This is a genomic window from Sphingomonas sp. TX0543 (assembly GCF_048565505.1).
In the GTDB taxonomy this organism is placed as follows: domain Bacteria; phylum Pseudomonadota; class Alphaproteobacteria; order Sphingomonadales; family Sphingomonadaceae; genus Sphingomonas.
Genome location: NZ_JBLZUS010000002.1, coordinates 827,919 through 843,389 on the forward strand (window position 1 = coordinate 827,919; position 15,471 = coordinate 843,389).

Here is a 15,471-nt window from a genome sequence, read left to right on the forward strand (position 1 = left end):
AGCGCTGGATCCGCAACGCAAGAATTCGACATTTCGGCGAGTAGCGGTTCACAGGCATTGACATAATTATTCATATGAATAATTAGAGCCCATATATGGTCCGGTAGTTCGCCGATCGAAGGGTTTGGATGCTCGTCCGCGGCTGGAGGATTTTCAGTAGGCCGTGGCAGGGGAGCAGTCCGATCTCCGAATTGTCCGCTACGGTTCAGTGAATAGGGCATCGCGCAATGGCGTCGAAGGAAGCGAGAAAACCTTTTCCTCCGTGTCTTCGCACCACGTCTAATTGCCATTCAGCGGTCGACCGACCGCCGGTCGGCCTGAGGCCTACATTCGCTGACGGTCCCATCGTTTGTCAGAAACGGTTGGGCGAGCACTATGGGGCGACCTGGCGGGAAACACAGGGAAGGATCGCGATCGACGATTGCCGGAGGACGGGCATCGCGTCCGCGCGGGCTGATCGCCCGTTGTCCGTCCTGTCCGGTAAAGGGGCCTGCCCGGGCGATCCCCCGCTCGTAAGGAGGCTCAAGGCGGCCATGTTGGCCGGTCCCCGCTTCGATGCACCCGAGAGCGATATCGCGCGCGAACTCGGATTGTCAGGACGCACGCTGCGCCGGCGGCTTCGCGAACTTGGCACGACCTACGCGGACACGCTTGCCGAGGTGAGGTTCGCGTTTGCAAGACGTTGCCTTGCCGACGCGTCTTTGACGATCTGCGAGGTCGCCGACCGCGTCGGATATACCGAGGTGAGCAATTTCCGGAACGCCTTCAAGAGGTGGGCGAGTTGTTCGCCGCGCACGTTCCGCGCGCAGCTCGGCCTGGACATGCGCTCCGCGGCACCGCCGACCTGACTTCCCAGGTCGTTCCCGGCGCCAAGAAACTCCGGTTCGCCCCAATCCAGTGCCGATAATAAAACGTAAAGGACCCTGATCATGTCGAAATTGTCGATCTGCACCGCAGCCTTCATGAGCACGTTCAACGACGGTGATTTCGACCGGATGCTCAGCCTTCTCTCGCCCGATGCCGTCTACATCGACCCGCATGGCGTGGAGCACAGGGGCGTCGACGCTATCGGGGCGTCTCTACGCAGCATCTTCGATGGGACGCTGGGCAGCGTCGGCTACGACGTCCATTCGACGATCCTCGACGAAGCCACGCAGCGGGCCCTCGTTACTTGGACGATGGTCATGACCGCGGCGGATGGTTCGCGCACATCGGCCGACGGTCTCGATATCCTGCGGTTCGAGGATGGGCGTCTGGTTGCGAAGAATGCATTCTGCAAGGCCGACTCGCTGGCAATCCGGGCAGCGTGACTGCTTGGCGACTGGAGCCAGCCGCGCGAGCGCGTTTGCACCGATGGATGACGATGACCGTCTAGGTTCGGGAAGAGGATTTACGCGCTGATGGAGCGGGTCCATTGGCCCGACCGGAGGTGGAGGTAGGCATCGCGTCGCCCGAGGGCTCACCTTGCGTCTCCGGCAGGGCGAATGACAGATCGTGATCGCTGAGCGGCAGCGAGCGTACCCGCGGTCCTCCGGCCTTGCGAATAGCGTTCAGCATTGCCGTCATGACGATGGGCACCGCATCTTCCCCGACGCCGGCGGGATGGTCGTCGCTCTGGACTAGCTCGACGTGGATGTTGCGGCAGGCGGTCGCCAGACGCGCCACGTTGTGGTCCTGGAAGTTGCGCTCGACCACGCGACCATCCTTGAGGGTGATCCTGCCGTAGAGCGCCGTTGTGATTGCCCAGAAGATGCTGCCTTCCACCTGACCGCGCACCACCTCCGGATTGAGGATGCGTCCGCAGTTCAGCACTACGAAGACGCGATCCACCCGTACACCGCCTTTGCCATCGAGCGTCACGTCGACGACCGCCGAAGCGGTGCCGGTTCTGTATGTCACCCAGTAGCTGAAGTCGCTGACCGACACGCCCCGGCCCCGACCCTTGGGCAGCGGCTTGCCCCAGCCTGCGGTCCGGGTCACCCGGCCGAGCACGTCCCGCATGTTGCGGATGCGGCCTACTGCGACATCGCGGTCCTTTAGGTCGGAAGGGACCGTCTTCTCGTCCAGCAGTTCCAGGTAGAGTTCCACCGGGTCGCGCCCCGCAGCCTCCGCCAGTTCGTCCTGGAAGCCCTGGTTCATCCACACGTGCTGCGTGAATGCCACGCCGCGCATCCAGCCGAATGGCTGCGGCGTTTTGGTCCGGGCGTATTCGATCCTGAGATTGGGGACGTAGTGCGGCAGGCGGGCCGGGCCATAGCTCTGATCCGGCGCGGTGCCGCTCACGACGCGGTTGAACCACGCGATCACCTTGCCGTCCTCGTCCAGCCCGGCCTTGAAGCGCGAGACCGTGATCGGTGGCGGATAGCCCCGCGCCATCATTTCCTCCCGCGTCCATACGAGCTTGATCGGCCTGCCGGGTAGGGCCTTCGCGATCTGCACTCCCTGCGACACGTATTCGTTCTGACACCGGCGGCCGAATCCGCCGCCGACGTAAGGCAGGTTGAACTGGACCTTTTCGGGCGGAAGACCTGCGGTGACCGCCGCCAGTCGGTGCGCGTCTTGGGCGAACTGGGTGGAGGCCCAGACTTCCAAGCCTTCTGGTCGCAACCAAGCGGTGCAGTTGAGTGGTTCCAGCGGCATGGCGTCCATGAATGGGTACGAGTAGTCCGCCTCCAGCACACGGGTCGCCCGGCCGATCGCCTGCGCGAAGTCGCCTGACTCCCGCACGACCGGCTGCGCCTGCCCCACGCGCCGCTTTAGGTCCGCCATGATGTCTTCGCTGCTGGCGTCCGCGAACTTGCCCTCGTCCCACTCGATGGGCAGGGCGAGCAAAGCCTTGCGCGCGCGCCAGAAGCTGTCGGCGACGACGGCCACTGCGTCATCCATCCCGTAATCCTCGCCGCCGTCGGCGACCGGACCGTTGAGCCCGCAGGGTCCGCCGGCGATCCGGACGACCTTGATGACTCCGGGCATGTCCGCAATCGCGGATGCGTCCCAAGACACCAGCTTGCCACCGTAGACGGGCGATTGGCGCACGGCGGCGTAGAGCATTCCGGGAAGTTCGACGTCGATGCCGAACTTGAGCTCGCCCGTCGTCTTCGGCGTCAGGTCGAGGCGTTTGATCGGCTTGCCGATGAGACGGTAGTCGGCCGCTGCCTTCAGCTTGATTGTGGACGGGTGGGGCGGACGGACGCGGGACGCCGCGAGCGCCAGCTCCGCATAGTTCTGCCGACCACCTGACGGGGAGATGACTACGCTATCTTCGGTTCGGAGTTCGTCGATCGGTACGCCCGACCGCCGCGAGGCTGCCGTCAGGAGCATGTGGCGTATCTGGGCTCCGGCCATCCGCATTGGGTCGAACAATCGGTCTGCCGACCAGCTGCTTTCCGTGCAGGTGTATACGTAAACGTTTCCGCGCAGCAGGTTGGTCAGCGGGTCGAAGAACTCCGGCCTCACCAGCGACCACCTCAGGTCCATCTCCTCGGCGAGCACCTGCGAAAGGGTGGTGATCACACCCTGCCCGATGTCGCTCTGCGGTATGCGCACCCTCACGGTGTTATTTGGTTCGATGACGACCCATGAGATGAGTTCGACGGGCTTGGCTGGCCCGAAGTCGTCGACGCGACACCCTGACAAGGCCACCGGGAACACTACGCCGGTCGACGCTGCCGCCATGGATTTCAGGAAGGAGCGCCGGTCCGTCGACATCTGGGGATTAGGTCCGGTTGTTCGCGGCGGCGTGGATCGCCGCGCGGATGCGGTCGTAGGTACCGCACCGGCAAATATTGGTAATCTCGCGATCGATATCGTCATCGGTCGGGGCGAGGGTCTTCGACAGGAGGGCGGTGACCGCCATGATCATGCCGGACTGGCAGTAGCCGCATTGCGGGACGCCAAGGTCCTGCCACGCCTTCTGCACGAACTGGTCGCCGTCACGCGAAAGGCCCTCGATAGTCGTCAGCTCGAGGCCCACCGCCGCGGTTGCGGGCAGGGAGCAGGAGCGGGTGGCCTGTCCGTCGGCTATGACCGTGCACGCGCCGCACTGCCCGATTCCGCACCCGAATTTGGTCCCCTTCATCCCGAGCTTGTCGCGAAGCACCCAGAGCAACGGCTCGTCATTATCGACATCGACGTCGGCGGGTGCCCCGTTGACCTTGAGTGACACCCTCATCGGGTGGACGCCGGTCCGCTCGTCCGCGTGTTGATCGCCACGCAAAGCCGACGCCGCGACAAGGTCTGCTGTTTCTGGACGGTCAGCGGCAAGGCCATGTCGAGTGCTGTGGCGAAGGACGTCTGCAGGGCACGCGGGCTGTATCGAACATGCATCAAGCTCTCACCTAACTAGGCCCACCAGGATCCTCAGCCTTCCCGGCCTCGCCTCTCGGCGCGCTTCCACGACGGCTCCACGATGTTTCGTTCAGGGCCGGGCGGACCGGATGCGATCCGGGCTGAGTCCCGGCATTATTGGTTCACCCTCGGCAGGTCAATAAATTATTGATGCGTATAATTAATCGAACCCCCGATCCGAGTTTGGTATCTGGCGCATGTTGACACGCGCGCTCGAAAGAAGCCTCTTGGGTGTGGAGCGGCGCCGATTGTCCAAGCAGAGGCCGCAGTGCGCACAACGCCGAGAGTGACTGCCTGCACTGCGCGTTCGGGCTCGGCGTGTTCCTGACGGTAGCCACGGGCGCGCATCCTGACTCCGCGATGGGATCAGGCCTCAACGATCCGGGATGCGGGGCGGTGATTGCTCATCTCCCGGGGACTCACGGTCCAGGGGCGCGCCGCTTCTGAGAAGCGGTGTTACGAAGAAGCCTCCTTCGGCTCCTGGTAGGTGACCACCACGATGCTCGCGTCGGACTTGGCGGCCTTCTCGTTGACCTTGAGCACCGCCTTCTTGAAATCGACGCTGCCGGCCTGGCCGCGCTGTCCGCTTTTCATCGGCCGCATCAGGTCCATGTATGTGCCCATGTCCTTGAGCAGATCTCGGCAACGGTCTGCCGCGTCGCGCATTGGAGCCGGGTCGGCGGGGACCGCCTCGAGCGCGGCCTTTATCCGCTTCGCGAGCTTTCGCGAGCCTTGGTAGAGGTGGCTCGCCTCCATCTTTCCGTCCGGCTTGCGCAGCCTGACTGGGCCGATCTCCCATACGAGGCCTTCGGAAGCGGGGAAGTCGGTCACTTCTTCGAATGTGGTCCGACCGAGGTTCGTGACGGCGATCAGCACCTTTCCGCCCCGCGCCCGCGGGAACAGCGGCGGCACCTCCGTGCCGATGCGCGTGAACTGGTTCGCGAACAGCTCCCTGACCTTGTGGAAGTAGAGCTCCCGCAGACGGCCCAACCGCTTGAAGCCCGTCCCGACGCCCGTCGTCGAGATGTCGCCCCACGCGATCGCGGTCGGATTCTTGTGGTCCCACGCCAGATGGAAGGTTCGCCAGACGCCCCGCTCGCGCACCCGGATGAAGTCGAGGTCGGACTTGGTGACCTCGCCGTCCATGTCCTGGTCGTCCATCAGCTTCATGCGCCCGGGCACGAGCAGGAAGGACCGGGACGAGCACGAACCAGTAGCCGGACGCCAATACGTGCGGTCCACCCAGCACTGCGGTTAGTGCGATTGCGCCGCTTGGCGGATGCAGGCATCGCGCCGCAGACATGCCCGCGATCGCCAAGGCCACTGCAACCGCGGCGGCGAAGGTGGGCGGCACGCCGCCCATCTGCGCCATCGTGACGCCGGCTATCGCCGATATAAGGTTCCCGCCCACCAGCGCTCGCGGCTGGGCGAGTGGACTGGCCGGAACAGCGAAGAGCAGGACGCTCGACGCTCCCATCGGCGCGATCAGCAGAGGGAGGCCGTTGTTCGGTCCGAAGAACCACGTACTGACGGCCGCGGTCACGAGGATCCCCAGGAGCGCACCAATCGCCGAGCGCAGTATCTCGCTTGGAGGCGAGGCTGCCGGTGCTGCGGCGAACTTCGGCCCTAGCTCGCGCAATCGCGCTATCATCCGGCCTTCTGGAACTTGGCCGCTTCGTCCGATCCATCCGTGGCGTTGCCCTTGGAGTAGGAGTGGGCACCTGTTCCCGCGAGCGCGCCGCCTTGGACGATGAGGTATTCATCGCGGATTGGTCGGCCTTCCAGGAAGCACTCGAGGATTTCGCGCGTGCCTGCGGCATAGCGAGCTTGCGCCGAAAGCGACGTCCCCGAGATGTGCGGGGTCATGCCGTGATGAGGCATGGTCCGCCACGGATGGTCTTGCGGCGCTGGCTGCGGGAACCAGACGTCCCCGGCATAACCGGCAAGCTGGCCGCTCTCGAGCGCCCGAGCCACTGCGTCGCGATCGCACAGCTTTCCGCGCGCGGTATTGACGAGGTAGGCGCCGCGCTTGAATAGCTTCAACGTTTCGTCGTTGATCATGTGCTCCGTCTCGGGATGGAGCGGACAGTTGAGGGTGACGACGTCGCACACGCCATACATCTCCTCACGCGTCTCGTGCCAGGTCAGGCCGAATTCCTTCTCGACGGCCTGGGGCAGGCGATGCCGGTCGGTGTAGTGCAGGTGCATATCGAAAGGCTTGAGCCGCTTCAGGACCGCGAGACCGATGCGACCGGCGGCGACCGTCCCGACGTGCATCCCCTCGACGTCATACGAGCGAGCGACGCAGTCGGCGATGTTCCAACCGCCCTTGGTCACCCAGTTGTAAGACGGGATGTAATTCCGGACGAGGCCTAGGATCATCATCACGACATGTTCCGCAACGCTGATCGAATTGCAGAACGTCACCTCGGCGACAGTGACGCCGGCTTCCATTGCCGCTTGTAGGTCGACGTGGTCCGAGCCGATCCCGGCCGTCAGGGCCAGCTTCAGCATCGGCGCCTTCGCGATCCGCTCGGCGGTGAGGTACGCTGGCCAGAAAGGTTGTGATATAACGACATCGGCGTCGGAGAGCTCCCGTTCGAGCACGGAATCCGGACCGTCCTTGCTGGAGGTGACGACGAGCGTGTGTCCGGCGCTCTCGAGGTAGCCGCGGAGGCCGAGCTCACCAGAAACACTGCCCAGCAGGGCTCCGGGCACGAAGTCGATCGCTTTCGGCGTCGGGAGCGTCTGGCCGTCGGGGTAGCCCGATATTGCGGGGAGGTCGTCGCGGGCATACTGGGTTGGATACCCATCGATCGGGTCGTCGTAGAGCACGCAAACGATCTTCGCCATTCATCTTCTCCGATAGATGAACGACCAGAATCTGTTGTGCTAGTCCGGAAGTGTGCACCCCGGCGTTCAGCAGTTCCCGATCAAGGCCGTCCGGCCGGAGCCAATCTCCGTGTCCCCGCCGATGGAGCTGTCCACTCCCGCGATCCAATGAATCTATCTGCTCGATTAATAGACGGCGTCTATGAAGTCGGGCCCATCTCTCTGGCGATGTCGAGATATGCAGCGGCGGTGAGGAGGGCGAAAGCCATCGGCGATTGTGGGTGTCGATCCGATACGACCAGACCGAGGATCTCGCTATGCTCCGGTTCGACGATGGATAGGGCGTGCAGGCGTTCTTGCGATCCTACTAGTTGGAGGAAACTGTCGGGAACGATGCTAGCCCATCCACCCGCACGGAGATGCGAAAGCACGGCCAGGAACGAGTTCGCCACGACCGAGGGGTGTATCGGGGCGCCCACCGACGCGGCGATGCGATCGATGATGCGCCGATTCTGCATGTCCTGGCTCAGGAGGCAGAGACGTTGGCCTGCCGCGGTCTTCCAGCTGACCGATTTTAGCTCGCAAAGGGCATGGCCGTCCGGGACGATCAGCGTGTATCTCTCGTGATAGAGCGGTATGCTCCTCACATGCGCGATAGGTTCGTTGTCGAGATAGGTTATGCCTCCGTCGAGCTCAAAGCTGTCCAGCCCCTGTGCGATGGAGCGCGACGTCAGGGATCGGATGTCCACAGTGGCTGCCGGATTGGCTTTCAGGAACTCTGCCGTGAGAGTCGCCACAATCGGCATAGCCGCCGGAATCACGCCCAGTCGGAGCGCTCCAGTGACGCCGCCGTTGGATCCGGTGAGATCGGTCTTGAGACTGTCGTAGTCCGCGAGAATCTGACGTCCCCAAGCCAGGAGCTTCTCGCCCTCCGGGGTGAGGCCGACGAAGATGTGCGCCCGGATTACGAGTGTTACCTGCAGGTCGTCTTCCAACTTGCGCACCGCAGCGGAAAGGGTGGGCTGCGTGACGTTGCACCTGCCGGCTGCGCGGGCGAAATGCCGCTCCTCGGCTAGGGCGACAAAGTAAGTGAGGTGACGTACGAGCATCTCTCTGTCCTACCCCGCGCCGGACTAAAATTTAACCATCAAGTCTCACGGCAATAGGCCTAGGATGCAAGATCGGGACCGACGTCTGCAAGGGTCAAGCCGCCGTAGCTACGTCCCTCCATGGGCAATTTGTGTGTTGATATTGTATGCGTCGCCGACACGGCTGTCGGCCTTGTTGATGACTCTGCCGCCGCTTTCCTGGGGAGCAAAGCCGCTGTACTGGTCTCACCGCTGCCGACCGTACTCAAAGCTGGAAGCCGGCAATTAAAGGCCGTCGCGGTGGCGCCGCTCAAGCTGCTCGCGGAAATCCGGATGCGCGATTGAGATGAGAGCTAACGACCGCTCCTCGAGCGTCTTGCCCTTCAGGTCTGTCCACCCGTGTTCGGTGACGACGATGTGGGTGTCGTTGCGGGGCGTTGTGACCGGCCCGTCGAGGTGAGCGACGATCCTCGACACAGTCCCTTTCGCCGCGGTCGAGTGGCATGCGATTATCGATTTCCCGCCCCGCGAGGCAAAGGCGCCGCGCACGAAGTCGAGCTGGCCGCCGGACGCGCTGTATTGCGCGGCGCCGACGCATTCCGAGTTGCAGGCGCCGTGCAGGTCGACCTGAAGGGTGGCATTGACCGACACCATGCGGCGATGACGCATGGGTCGTTGACGTAGTCGACGGGATAAGTCTCCAGCGCCTCGTTGCCATCGAGGAAATCATAGAGCTCGCGGTCGCCCATAGCGAATGTGAAGATCGATTTGCCCGGATGAAGGTTCTTTTGGCTATTGTCGGCCACGCCGGCGCGCATCAGCGCCGCGAGCCCAGGCGTCAGAAGCTCCGTATGTATGCCGAGGTTCCGGTGTCCGCGCAGCGCCGCACATACCGCTTGTGGGACCGCCCCTATGCCCATCTGCAGGCAGGCACCATCGTCGATCAGGCCGGCGATGATCTGACCGATCGCCTTGTCCTCAGCTCGGAGGGTGGCATCCGGAACCTCTAAAAGCGGCGTGTCGTTCTTCACGACGGCCGTGACGTCGGCTATGTTGATAAGGCAGTCGCCGAGCGTGCGCGGCATGTTGCAGTTGACCTCTAGGATCACGGTCGAGGCAGATCGAGCGACCGATAGAGCGTAGTCGCAGTTCGTACCAAGGCTGAAGTTGCCATCGTCATCCATCGGCGACACGGTCGTAATGAGGGCGTCAGCGCGAACCTGTTCGGTAAGCAGTCTGGGGACTTGGCTGAACGCGGTGGGAATAAACGATACGCTGGGGAAGCCTTCGGCGGCCGCCAAACGATTCATCTCGCGTTCGGTGGCGCTGTGAAAGAGGCTTACAGGCGTAATCCTGTTCCGCAGTCCACGGCGTAATACGCTGTCGCGTGCCGTGGACGTCGAGAGCAGATAGTAGACCGCGAGGCTGTCCACCTTACCGGCCTCCGCCCGCGCCGCTAACGCTGCGAGGATAGCCGGCGGTTGCGCGATCCCGAGACCCATGACGATCTTCGCACCGTTCGGCACGAGCGCTGCCGCCCCCTCCGCCGTCAACGTCTTGGCAGCGTCGATGCACGAAATGGCCCGGTCGGGACGCTGGACATTCATGGATCGCGCCCTCCTAGTACCAGATGGTAACGAGTACCATCGGCTCAGTCGAACGACGCGCGGAAGCGCAGACCGATCGTGCGAGGTAGAGGACCGGCAACGAACGCTGGCGGGCGAATGAACCACGGTCCACGCTCATCGGTCAGGTTTTGCCCGAACAGTTCCAGCGAATACGGACCCCGGCGTAGGCCGACCATTGCGTCCACCAAAGTGAATTCCGGCGTCTTCTGGTTCGCCTGGTTCGTCCGCGATCCGGTCGGGCTTGCGGACGCGTTAGTGTAGAGAGTCAGGTTGCGCGCGATCTCGCCGGTGTATCCGACGTCGAAGCGCAACGTGTAGGATGGCGTGTTCAACAGCTGCTTGCCGGGCGCGATGCCGCCCAGCAACGCTGCCACCTGCGGATCGACGCTGACGTACTTCGAGTCGTTCAGGTCACCCGAGAAGCCCAGCGTCAGCCCCTTGATCGGCTGCCAGTCTAGCGAAAGATCGATACCGCGGATCTGACCCTGGCCCAATGAGGCGAAGGCCGCGATCCCCGACGACGTTGTGAGACCAGTCTGAAGGCCGTCATAGGTAAGGCTGTAAAGGCTAAGGTCGTAGCGCAATCGGGCGCTTCGGACGTAGCCCTTCCAGCCAAGCTCGTAGTTGCGGACCCGGTCAGGATCGAGCGCCGTCTTGCCTGTGATTCCGTCGATCGCGAGAAAACTCACCTGGAACGGCGATTGGATGATCCCGCTTCGGAACCCGGTGCCCGCGTTGAAGAAGATCGTCATGTCCTTGTTGGGGTGGACGCTGAGGTTTGCACGCCACGTGACCACCGTCGGATTTGCGCCGCCGTTTGTCGGAATGGCCAGCGGACTGTTCCCACTACCTTCGAACGTACGGTCATCGTGATAAACACGGAGGCCGCCTAGAGGCACGACCTTCCCGTCGAATAGGTCGTAACTGACTTCGCCGAAGCCAGAATAGTTCTTGGTCTTCGTATTCGTATATACGTTCCCGTTGAATACCGGCACCGCGAAGTTAATGCCCTGTGTGATGAAGTTGTTCGCGTTGTTGTAATACCCGCCGACGACCCAGTGGAGCGGGCCGGTGCCAGTGGATCTAAGCCTTAGTTCCTCCGAGAAGCTCTCGCCGTCGTATCCGTTGAACAGAGCGCCTTGGCCCAACGGAGGGGCGACAAACGTATACCCGTAGAGATACGAATACTGAAATTTGAGGAACGACGTTGCGCTGGTAAGTTTCGCAAATCCAAGATCGTAGGAAATCGTCGCACCGAACTGGTCGTTGCTGCCCCTCTCGTAGCCCACCACGTTCCCCCAGTCGGCGAGGTACGGCGGCGACACCGACGACATTTGCTGGCTGTAATCCTGCTTGCCTGCATTGTGCATGTACTGGAGACGGACGCTGAAGTTGTCGTCCGGCCTGAACAGCAGCACAGCGCGCACGTCACCGCGACGGGAATCGTTCGCGTCTCGCGCACGGGGGGTGCCCGTCGGAGCACCCGAATAGACATCGGCGTATCCCGCGCGATAATCGTATCCACCGCTGACGCGCAGGCCTAGCTTGCCGTCGATTAACGGAACGGACATCGCCCCGGACACGCCGTAGTTCGGGTCGCCAGCATCTCGCATCCCCGCGATGTAGGCTTCGCCGCCGCCGGTAAAGCGGGTCAGGCTGGGATCCTTGGTGTGGAAGATTATGGTCCCACCCATCGCGCCCTGACCGTAAAGCGTGCCATAGGGACCACGCAGGACTTCGACGCGGTCGAGGTCTGAGACGCGCACGGTGGGCGCGAACTGCGCGTTCGGCGTGGCGTAAGGGATCTCGTCGACGTAGAAGCCAACGAGGGGATCGCCAATGCCGCCACCGCTACCCGACCCGCGAATGGAGTAACTCCTGAGGAACTCGCCGACCTGTTCACTTTGCGATGCACCGGGTACGGCCGTTACGAGAGAGTCGAGGTTGGTGATCTGCTTCCTCTCGAGTTCAGCGCCGCCGATCGCCTGGATAGCGAGCGGGCTTGCGATCAGAGTCGCGGCGCCCGATTTCGATGCGGTGACGACGATGTCTGCGGATTGATTGTCGGCAGGGCTGTCTGGGGCGGTTGTGGTCGCGTTGCGGGGCGCGGCAGCGGTCTGCGCATCCGCTTGAGCGCTGATTGCGATAAGCGATACACAGGCGGCTAACGACAGTTTCTTCATGGCGATGCATCCTCCCCTTCCAACGTCACGACCGTATGATTCGGTCTTGCAATGCATTGCAAAATGCATACTTCTGCAATGCATTGCAACAGAAAAGTGACGGGTCTGGCCTGTCATCTGGTTCAGATTGGGGAATGGAATGTCCGATGCGTCAGCCAATGTCTCAAGGGCTGGGGCCGAGTGCACCAGCACTACACACTTAGACGCTGGCGCGCTTCGGCTGGCGAACCACCAACTCGAATTGCGACTTCCCCTCATTAGCGATCTCTCCCTTTCTAGGGTCGTGGCCTACGGCGACGTCTGGGACATGTGGCAGCTAGCGTGGAGTGACGGCGTGACGTTCGAGGCCCACGGGCGTCAGTTATGGTTCTTCCTCGCGACGCCAATACTGGCAGACCCGGAAGATCGACATGACATCGCGCGTATCCGGATGGCGAGCCTGGGCTTCGATGGCTGGCGCGACCACGGCTGGGTCTTCCCCGTCGGCTGGACGCCGGGCAGCCGCGAATGGTCGGGCTGCTCGGTCTTGGACGACGACGGACGAACGGTAACAATCTATTTCACGGCGACAGGCCGGCGCGGCGGACATCTCACCTTCGAGCAGCGACTCTTCGAAACGCGTGGTTCGCTAGACTTCGCCAACGGGGAGCCGGTCCTGAGCGGCTGGACGCCCCCAGTCGAATCTGTCGCCGCCGACGGCGTATACTACAAGGTCGCCGATCAGGCAGTTGCGCCGCGGCGCGGGATCTGGGCCTTCCGTGATCCGAGTTTTTTCATCGATCCAACTGACGGCGAAGAGCACCTGTTGTTTTCAGGCTCCGCAGGTTGGACCGACGACGACCTAGATGGCGTTATCGGCGTCGCGACCCGCACTGACGGGAGGTGGCAGCTGAGACCGCCGCTCGTGGAGGCGATCGGCGTCAACAGCGAACTCGAGCGTCCGCACGTTATCCATCGTGACGGTCGCTACTATCTGTTCTGGTCGAGTCACGGCCGTCGGCATGCGCCAATGTTGGGTGCGCCGACCGGCTTGTACGGGATGGTGGCTGAACGCTTCTCGGGCCCCTGGCGACCGGTCAATGGCAGCGGGCTCGTGGCGGCCAACCCGGTCGAATCACCATTCCAGGCATATTGTTGGTGGGTGACGGCGGAGGGCGCCGTTCTCAGCTTCGTCGACTATCCCGGGGCGACCGGTCACGAGCCACCGAAGGATCCAGCAAAGCGGCGCGCCTTGTTCGGCGGGACTGTCGCTCCAAACTTCCATCTGCGCTTCGATGGCGAGACGGTGCTGCCAGTCGTGACCGGAGCGCCGGTGCCGTGAATGCTGGAACCAAGCTCTACGGCTGCGTGGAAGCCGGTGGCACCAAGTTCGTCTGCGGGCTGGCCGACGAGGAAGGTCGGTGGCTGTGCCGTCTGCGCATACCGACCCAAGAGCCAGCCATCACATTAGCAGAGGTAGTCAGCTTCCTTCTCGCTTCAGAGGAATCACACGGCAGGATCACTTCTCTCGGGGTTGCGAGCTTTGGCCCGATCAGTCTCAATCGTTCGCGACCCGACTGGGGGAGGCTGCTCTCGACGCCCAAACCGAAATGGAGCGGCGTGTCGATAGTTGGGCCGCTCCTCGAGGCGTTCGACCTACCGCTCGAGATCGACACGGACGTAAACGCCGCAGCCCTAGCTGAGGTGGGTGCAACCCCAGATCTGGACCCCTCTGCCTTGGTTTACGTCACGGTGGGAACGGGCATCGGCGGCGGTGCGGTGGTGGGCGGCAAATCCTTGATCGGCGCACGTCATTCAGAGATGGGTCATCTTGTGCCGCCGAGGCATCGGCTCGACCAAGACTTTCCAGGCTGCTGCCCGTACCACGGTGCCTGCCTGGAAGGTCTGGCGAGCGGACCCGCCATCACAGCGCAATGGGGCCGTTCATTGTCGGAACTCGACAGCGCCCATCCCGCGCATGACATTGTCGCCTGGTACCTCGGCTGGCTCGCGTCTTCCCTTCTTGCGACGTTGTCTCCGGCGCGGATCGTTTTCGGCGGCGGAGTTATGGGGACGCGTGGACTGCTCGATGGGGTTCGCCGGTGCGCGGACCGTATGGCCGGTGGATACATCGTCGCACCGGGAGAAGCGCTGACACTCATACACCCGCCCATGCTGGGCGACGATGCGGGTCTGTTCGGTGCGCTCGCGCTGGCTAGAATGGCAGCCAAGTCCCTTGATCGGCAAGATACTCTCAGGCGGATGCGCGGATGACCAATTCGGGCGACAATTGAACGGATTGGCCCTGCTCGCCGCGCATGCGCATGAAAAGGAGATCGCACATTAACTGCGACCCCTGCTCGAGATCCTGACGGATCGTCGTCAGGGGCGGATTGCTCTGAGCTGCGATGGGTACGTCGTCAAAACCTATGACCGAGAGATTCTCCGGAACAGACCTTCCGGCTTGGGCCGCAGCGCGGATGACGCTCATGGCGACGACGTCGGACGCTGCGAACACTCCGTCGATGTCGGGATGGTCTCGGAACAGCTGCTCGGCCGCCGCAAATGCGTCTTGTGCGGTAAGATGAACGGGAAACAGGATTGCCTCGGACCGCTGCTTCGCTGGCAGTGTAGACATGAAACCTTCATGACGGGCCGCGAACTCAGGCACTGCGATGTTGCCGAGGAAGGCTAGTCGACCACGCCCCTCGTCGAGTAGTCGCATCGCGGCGAGACGGCCGCCCTCAATGTTGTCCACCCCTACGGAGACGTAGCTCTGATGCGGCGTCCATTGTCCCCACACGACCATCGGGAGATAGGTCTTGCCGACCTCTTGCAGGACTTCGGTCTGATCCGACTGACCGATGACCAGGACTCCATCGACCCTGCTTCGATCGATGATCTTGCGCAGCCAATCGGTTGTATCCGGTTCTATCCGGCGAAGTAGAAGGTCGTAGCCTCGTTGCGAAACGGCATCTGCGAGGTAGGCCAGCATCGCCATGAAGAAGGGGTCGCTGAGGTGCTGCCCCTTCTCGTGACCAAGCGGGAGAATTAGCGCGATCGTGTTTGACTGCCGGGTTCTGAGCATCCTCGCGGCGGGGTTAACGCTGAACCCGACCTTAGTGGCGAGGTCCTGAATGCGCTTGCGGGTCTTTGGCGCGATCAGCGGACTGTCCGCTAATGCGCGCGAGACGGTCGCCGCGGAGACGCCAGAAAGCTGCGCCATCTCCTGCAGCGTCCTAGGCTCGCGGGGAGACGCTTCGCCGTTTGACGCGACCGTGCTCTCCGGTCGTACTTTATTCGGTGGGGGTTTGGTAGGCACGAGAAGGTTTTCACCAACCTTGCAAACGATGGCAATGATTTTCCCGTTTGATCATGGGCGACGAGCGACCTCTGACCATGGTAGACCGTGGC

General features: G+C 62.7%; 12 protein-coding genes and 2 pseudogenes. 4 read left to right on the forward strand and 10 right to left on the reverse strand.

What is annotated here, in order from left to right; translation table 11 throughout:
- Positions 1–533: 533 nt before the first annotated feature.
- Both ACM61V_RS04610 and ACM61V_RS04615 read left to right on the forward strand, forming a co-directional pair.
- Complete coding sequence (locus tag ACM61V_RS04610) at positions 534–848, forward strand: helix-turn-helix domain-containing protein (protein WP_419713848.1); 315 nt, start codon at positions 534–536, stop codon at positions 846–848.
- An 81-nt stretch (positions 849–929) separates the two neighbouring features.
- Positions 930–1,310, forward strand: coding sequence for a nuclear transport factor 2 family protein (locus ACM61V_RS04615; RefSeq protein WP_419713849.1), 381 nt, complete (start codon positions 930–932; stop codon positions 1,308–1,310).
- 172 nt (positions 1,311–1,482) lie between these two features.
- Here the strand turns inward: ACM61V_RS04615 and ACM61V_RS04620 are convergent.
- The 9 genes and pseudogenes from ACM61V_RS04620 to ACM61V_RS04660 form a co-directional block, all read right to left on the reverse strand.
- Positions 1,483–3,675, reverse strand: a pseudogene (locus ACM61V_RS04620) (nicotine dehydrogenase subunit L); the annotation flags it as partial.
- A 40-nt stretch (positions 3,676–3,715) separates the two neighbouring features.
- The gene (locus ACM61V_RS04625) at positions 3,716–4,171 is read right to left on the reverse strand and encodes a nicotine dehydrogenase subunit S (RefSeq protein WP_419713850.1); all 456 of its coding nucleotides are present in this window, start codon (positions 4,169–4,171) and stop codon (positions 3,716–3,718) included.
- 632 nt (positions 4,172–4,803) lie between these two features.
- Entirely contained in the window at positions 4,804–5,517 is a 714-nt protein-coding gene (locus ACM61V_RS04630) for a hypothetical protein (RefSeq protein ID WP_419713851.1), read from the reverse strand.
- A gap of 31 nt (positions 5,518–5,548) precedes the next feature.
- Positions 5,549–5,998: pseudogene (locus ACM61V_RS04635) on the reverse strand (HPP family protein); the annotation flags it as partial.
- Entirely contained in the window at positions 5,995–7,200 is a 1,206-nt protein-coding gene (locus tag ACM61V_RS04640) for an NAD-dependent formate dehydrogenase (RefSeq protein ID WP_419713852.1), read from the reverse strand. The pseudogene ACM61V_RS04635 and the gene ACM61V_RS04640, both read right to left, overlap by 4 nt.
- A gap of 179 nt (positions 7,201–7,379) precedes the next feature.
- Positions 7,380–8,288: a LysR family transcriptional regulator gene (locus ACM61V_RS04645; protein WP_419713853.1), complete on the reverse strand. Its 909-nt coding sequence runs from the start codon at positions 8,286–8,288 to the stop codon at positions 7,380–7,382.
- 264 nt (positions 8,289–8,552) lie between these two features.
- Positions 8,553–8,888: an acetyl-CoA hydrolase/transferase C-terminal domain-containing protein gene (locus ACM61V_RS04650; protein WP_419714246.1), complete on the reverse strand. Its 336-nt coding sequence runs from the start codon at positions 8,886–8,888 to the stop codon at positions 8,553–8,555.
- Positions 8,777–9,874 carry an acetyl-CoA hydrolase/transferase family protein gene (locus ACM61V_RS04655; protein WP_419713854.1) on the reverse strand — a complete coding sequence of 366 codons (1,098 nt, stop codon included), beginning with the start codon at positions 9,872–9,874 and terminating at the stop codon, positions 8,777–8,779. Before ACM61V_RS04655 ends, ACM61V_RS04650 begins: the two co-directional genes overlap by 112 nt.
- A gap of 44 nt (positions 9,875–9,918) precedes the next feature.
- Complete coding sequence (locus ACM61V_RS04660) at positions 9,919–12,237, reverse strand: TonB-dependent receptor (protein WP_171007650.1); 2,319 nt, start codon at positions 12,235–12,237, stop codon at positions 9,919–9,921.
- Here ACM61V_RS04660 and ACM61V_RS04665 point away from each other — a divergent pair.
- On the forward strand, positions 12,218–13,399 hold the full coding sequence (locus tag ACM61V_RS04665) for a glycoside hydrolase family 68 protein (protein ID WP_137787949.1): 1,182 nt from the start codon (positions 12,218–12,220) through the stop codon (positions 13,397–13,399). The genes ACM61V_RS04660 and ACM61V_RS04665 overlap by 20 nt on opposite strands.
- Positions 13,396–14,331, forward strand: coding sequence for an ROK family protein (locus tag ACM61V_RS04670; RefSeq protein WP_137787948.1), 936 nt, complete (start codon positions 13,396–13,398; stop codon positions 14,329–14,331). The genes ACM61V_RS04665 and ACM61V_RS04670 overlap by 4 nt, the downstream gene beginning before the upstream one ends.
- On the opposite strand, the gene ACM61V_RS04675 is transcribed toward ACM61V_RS04670, so the two are convergent.
- Complete coding sequence (locus tag ACM61V_RS04675; protein ID WP_137787947.1) at positions 14,312–15,283, reverse strand: LacI family DNA-binding transcriptional regulator; 972 nt, start codon at positions 15,281–15,283, stop codon at positions 14,312–14,314. The genes ACM61V_RS04670 and ACM61V_RS04675 overlap by 20 nt on opposite strands.
- Positions 15,284–15,471: the final 188 nt, after the last annotated feature.

What these genes read in the sequence shown, in the direction of transcription:
- ACM61V_RS04610 (WP_419713848.1), top strand. Translation starts at nt 534, where the DNA reads ATGTTGGCCGGTCCCCGCTTCGATGCACCCGAGAGCGATATCGCGCGC.
- ACM61V_RS04615 (WP_419713849.1), top strand. Translation starts at nt 930, where the DNA reads ATGTCGAAATTGTCGATCTGCACCGCAGCCTTCATGAGCACGTTCAAC.
- ACM61V_RS04625 (WP_419713850.1), bottom strand. Translation starts at nt 4,171, where the DNA reads ATGAGGGTGTCACTCAAGGTCAACGGGGCACCCGCCGACGTCGATGTC.
- ACM61V_RS04630 (WP_419713851.1), bottom strand. Translation starts at nt 5,517, where the DNA reads ATGAAGCTGATGGACGACCAGGACATGGACGGCGAGGTCACCAAGTCC.
- ACM61V_RS04640 (WP_419713852.1), bottom strand. Translation starts at nt 7,200, where the DNA reads ATGGCGAAGATCGTTTGCGTGCTCTACGACGACCCGATCGATGGGTAT.
- ACM61V_RS04645 (WP_419713853.1), bottom strand. Translation starts at nt 8,288, where the DNA reads ATGCTCGTACGTCACCTCACTTACTTTGTCGCCCTAGCCGAGGAGCGG.
- ACM61V_RS04655 (WP_419713854.1), bottom strand. Translation starts at nt 9,874, where the DNA reads ATGAATGTCCAGCGTCCCGACCGGGCCATTTCGTGCATCGACGCTGCC.
- ACM61V_RS04665 (WP_137787949.1), top strand. Translation starts at nt 12,218, where the DNA reads ATGTCCGATGCGTCAGCCAATGTCTCAAGGGCTGGGGCCGAGTGCACC.
- ACM61V_RS04675 (WP_137787947.1), bottom strand. Translation starts at nt 15,283, where the DNA reads ATGGCGCAGCTTTCTGGCGTCTCCGCGGCGACCGTCTCGCGCGCATTA.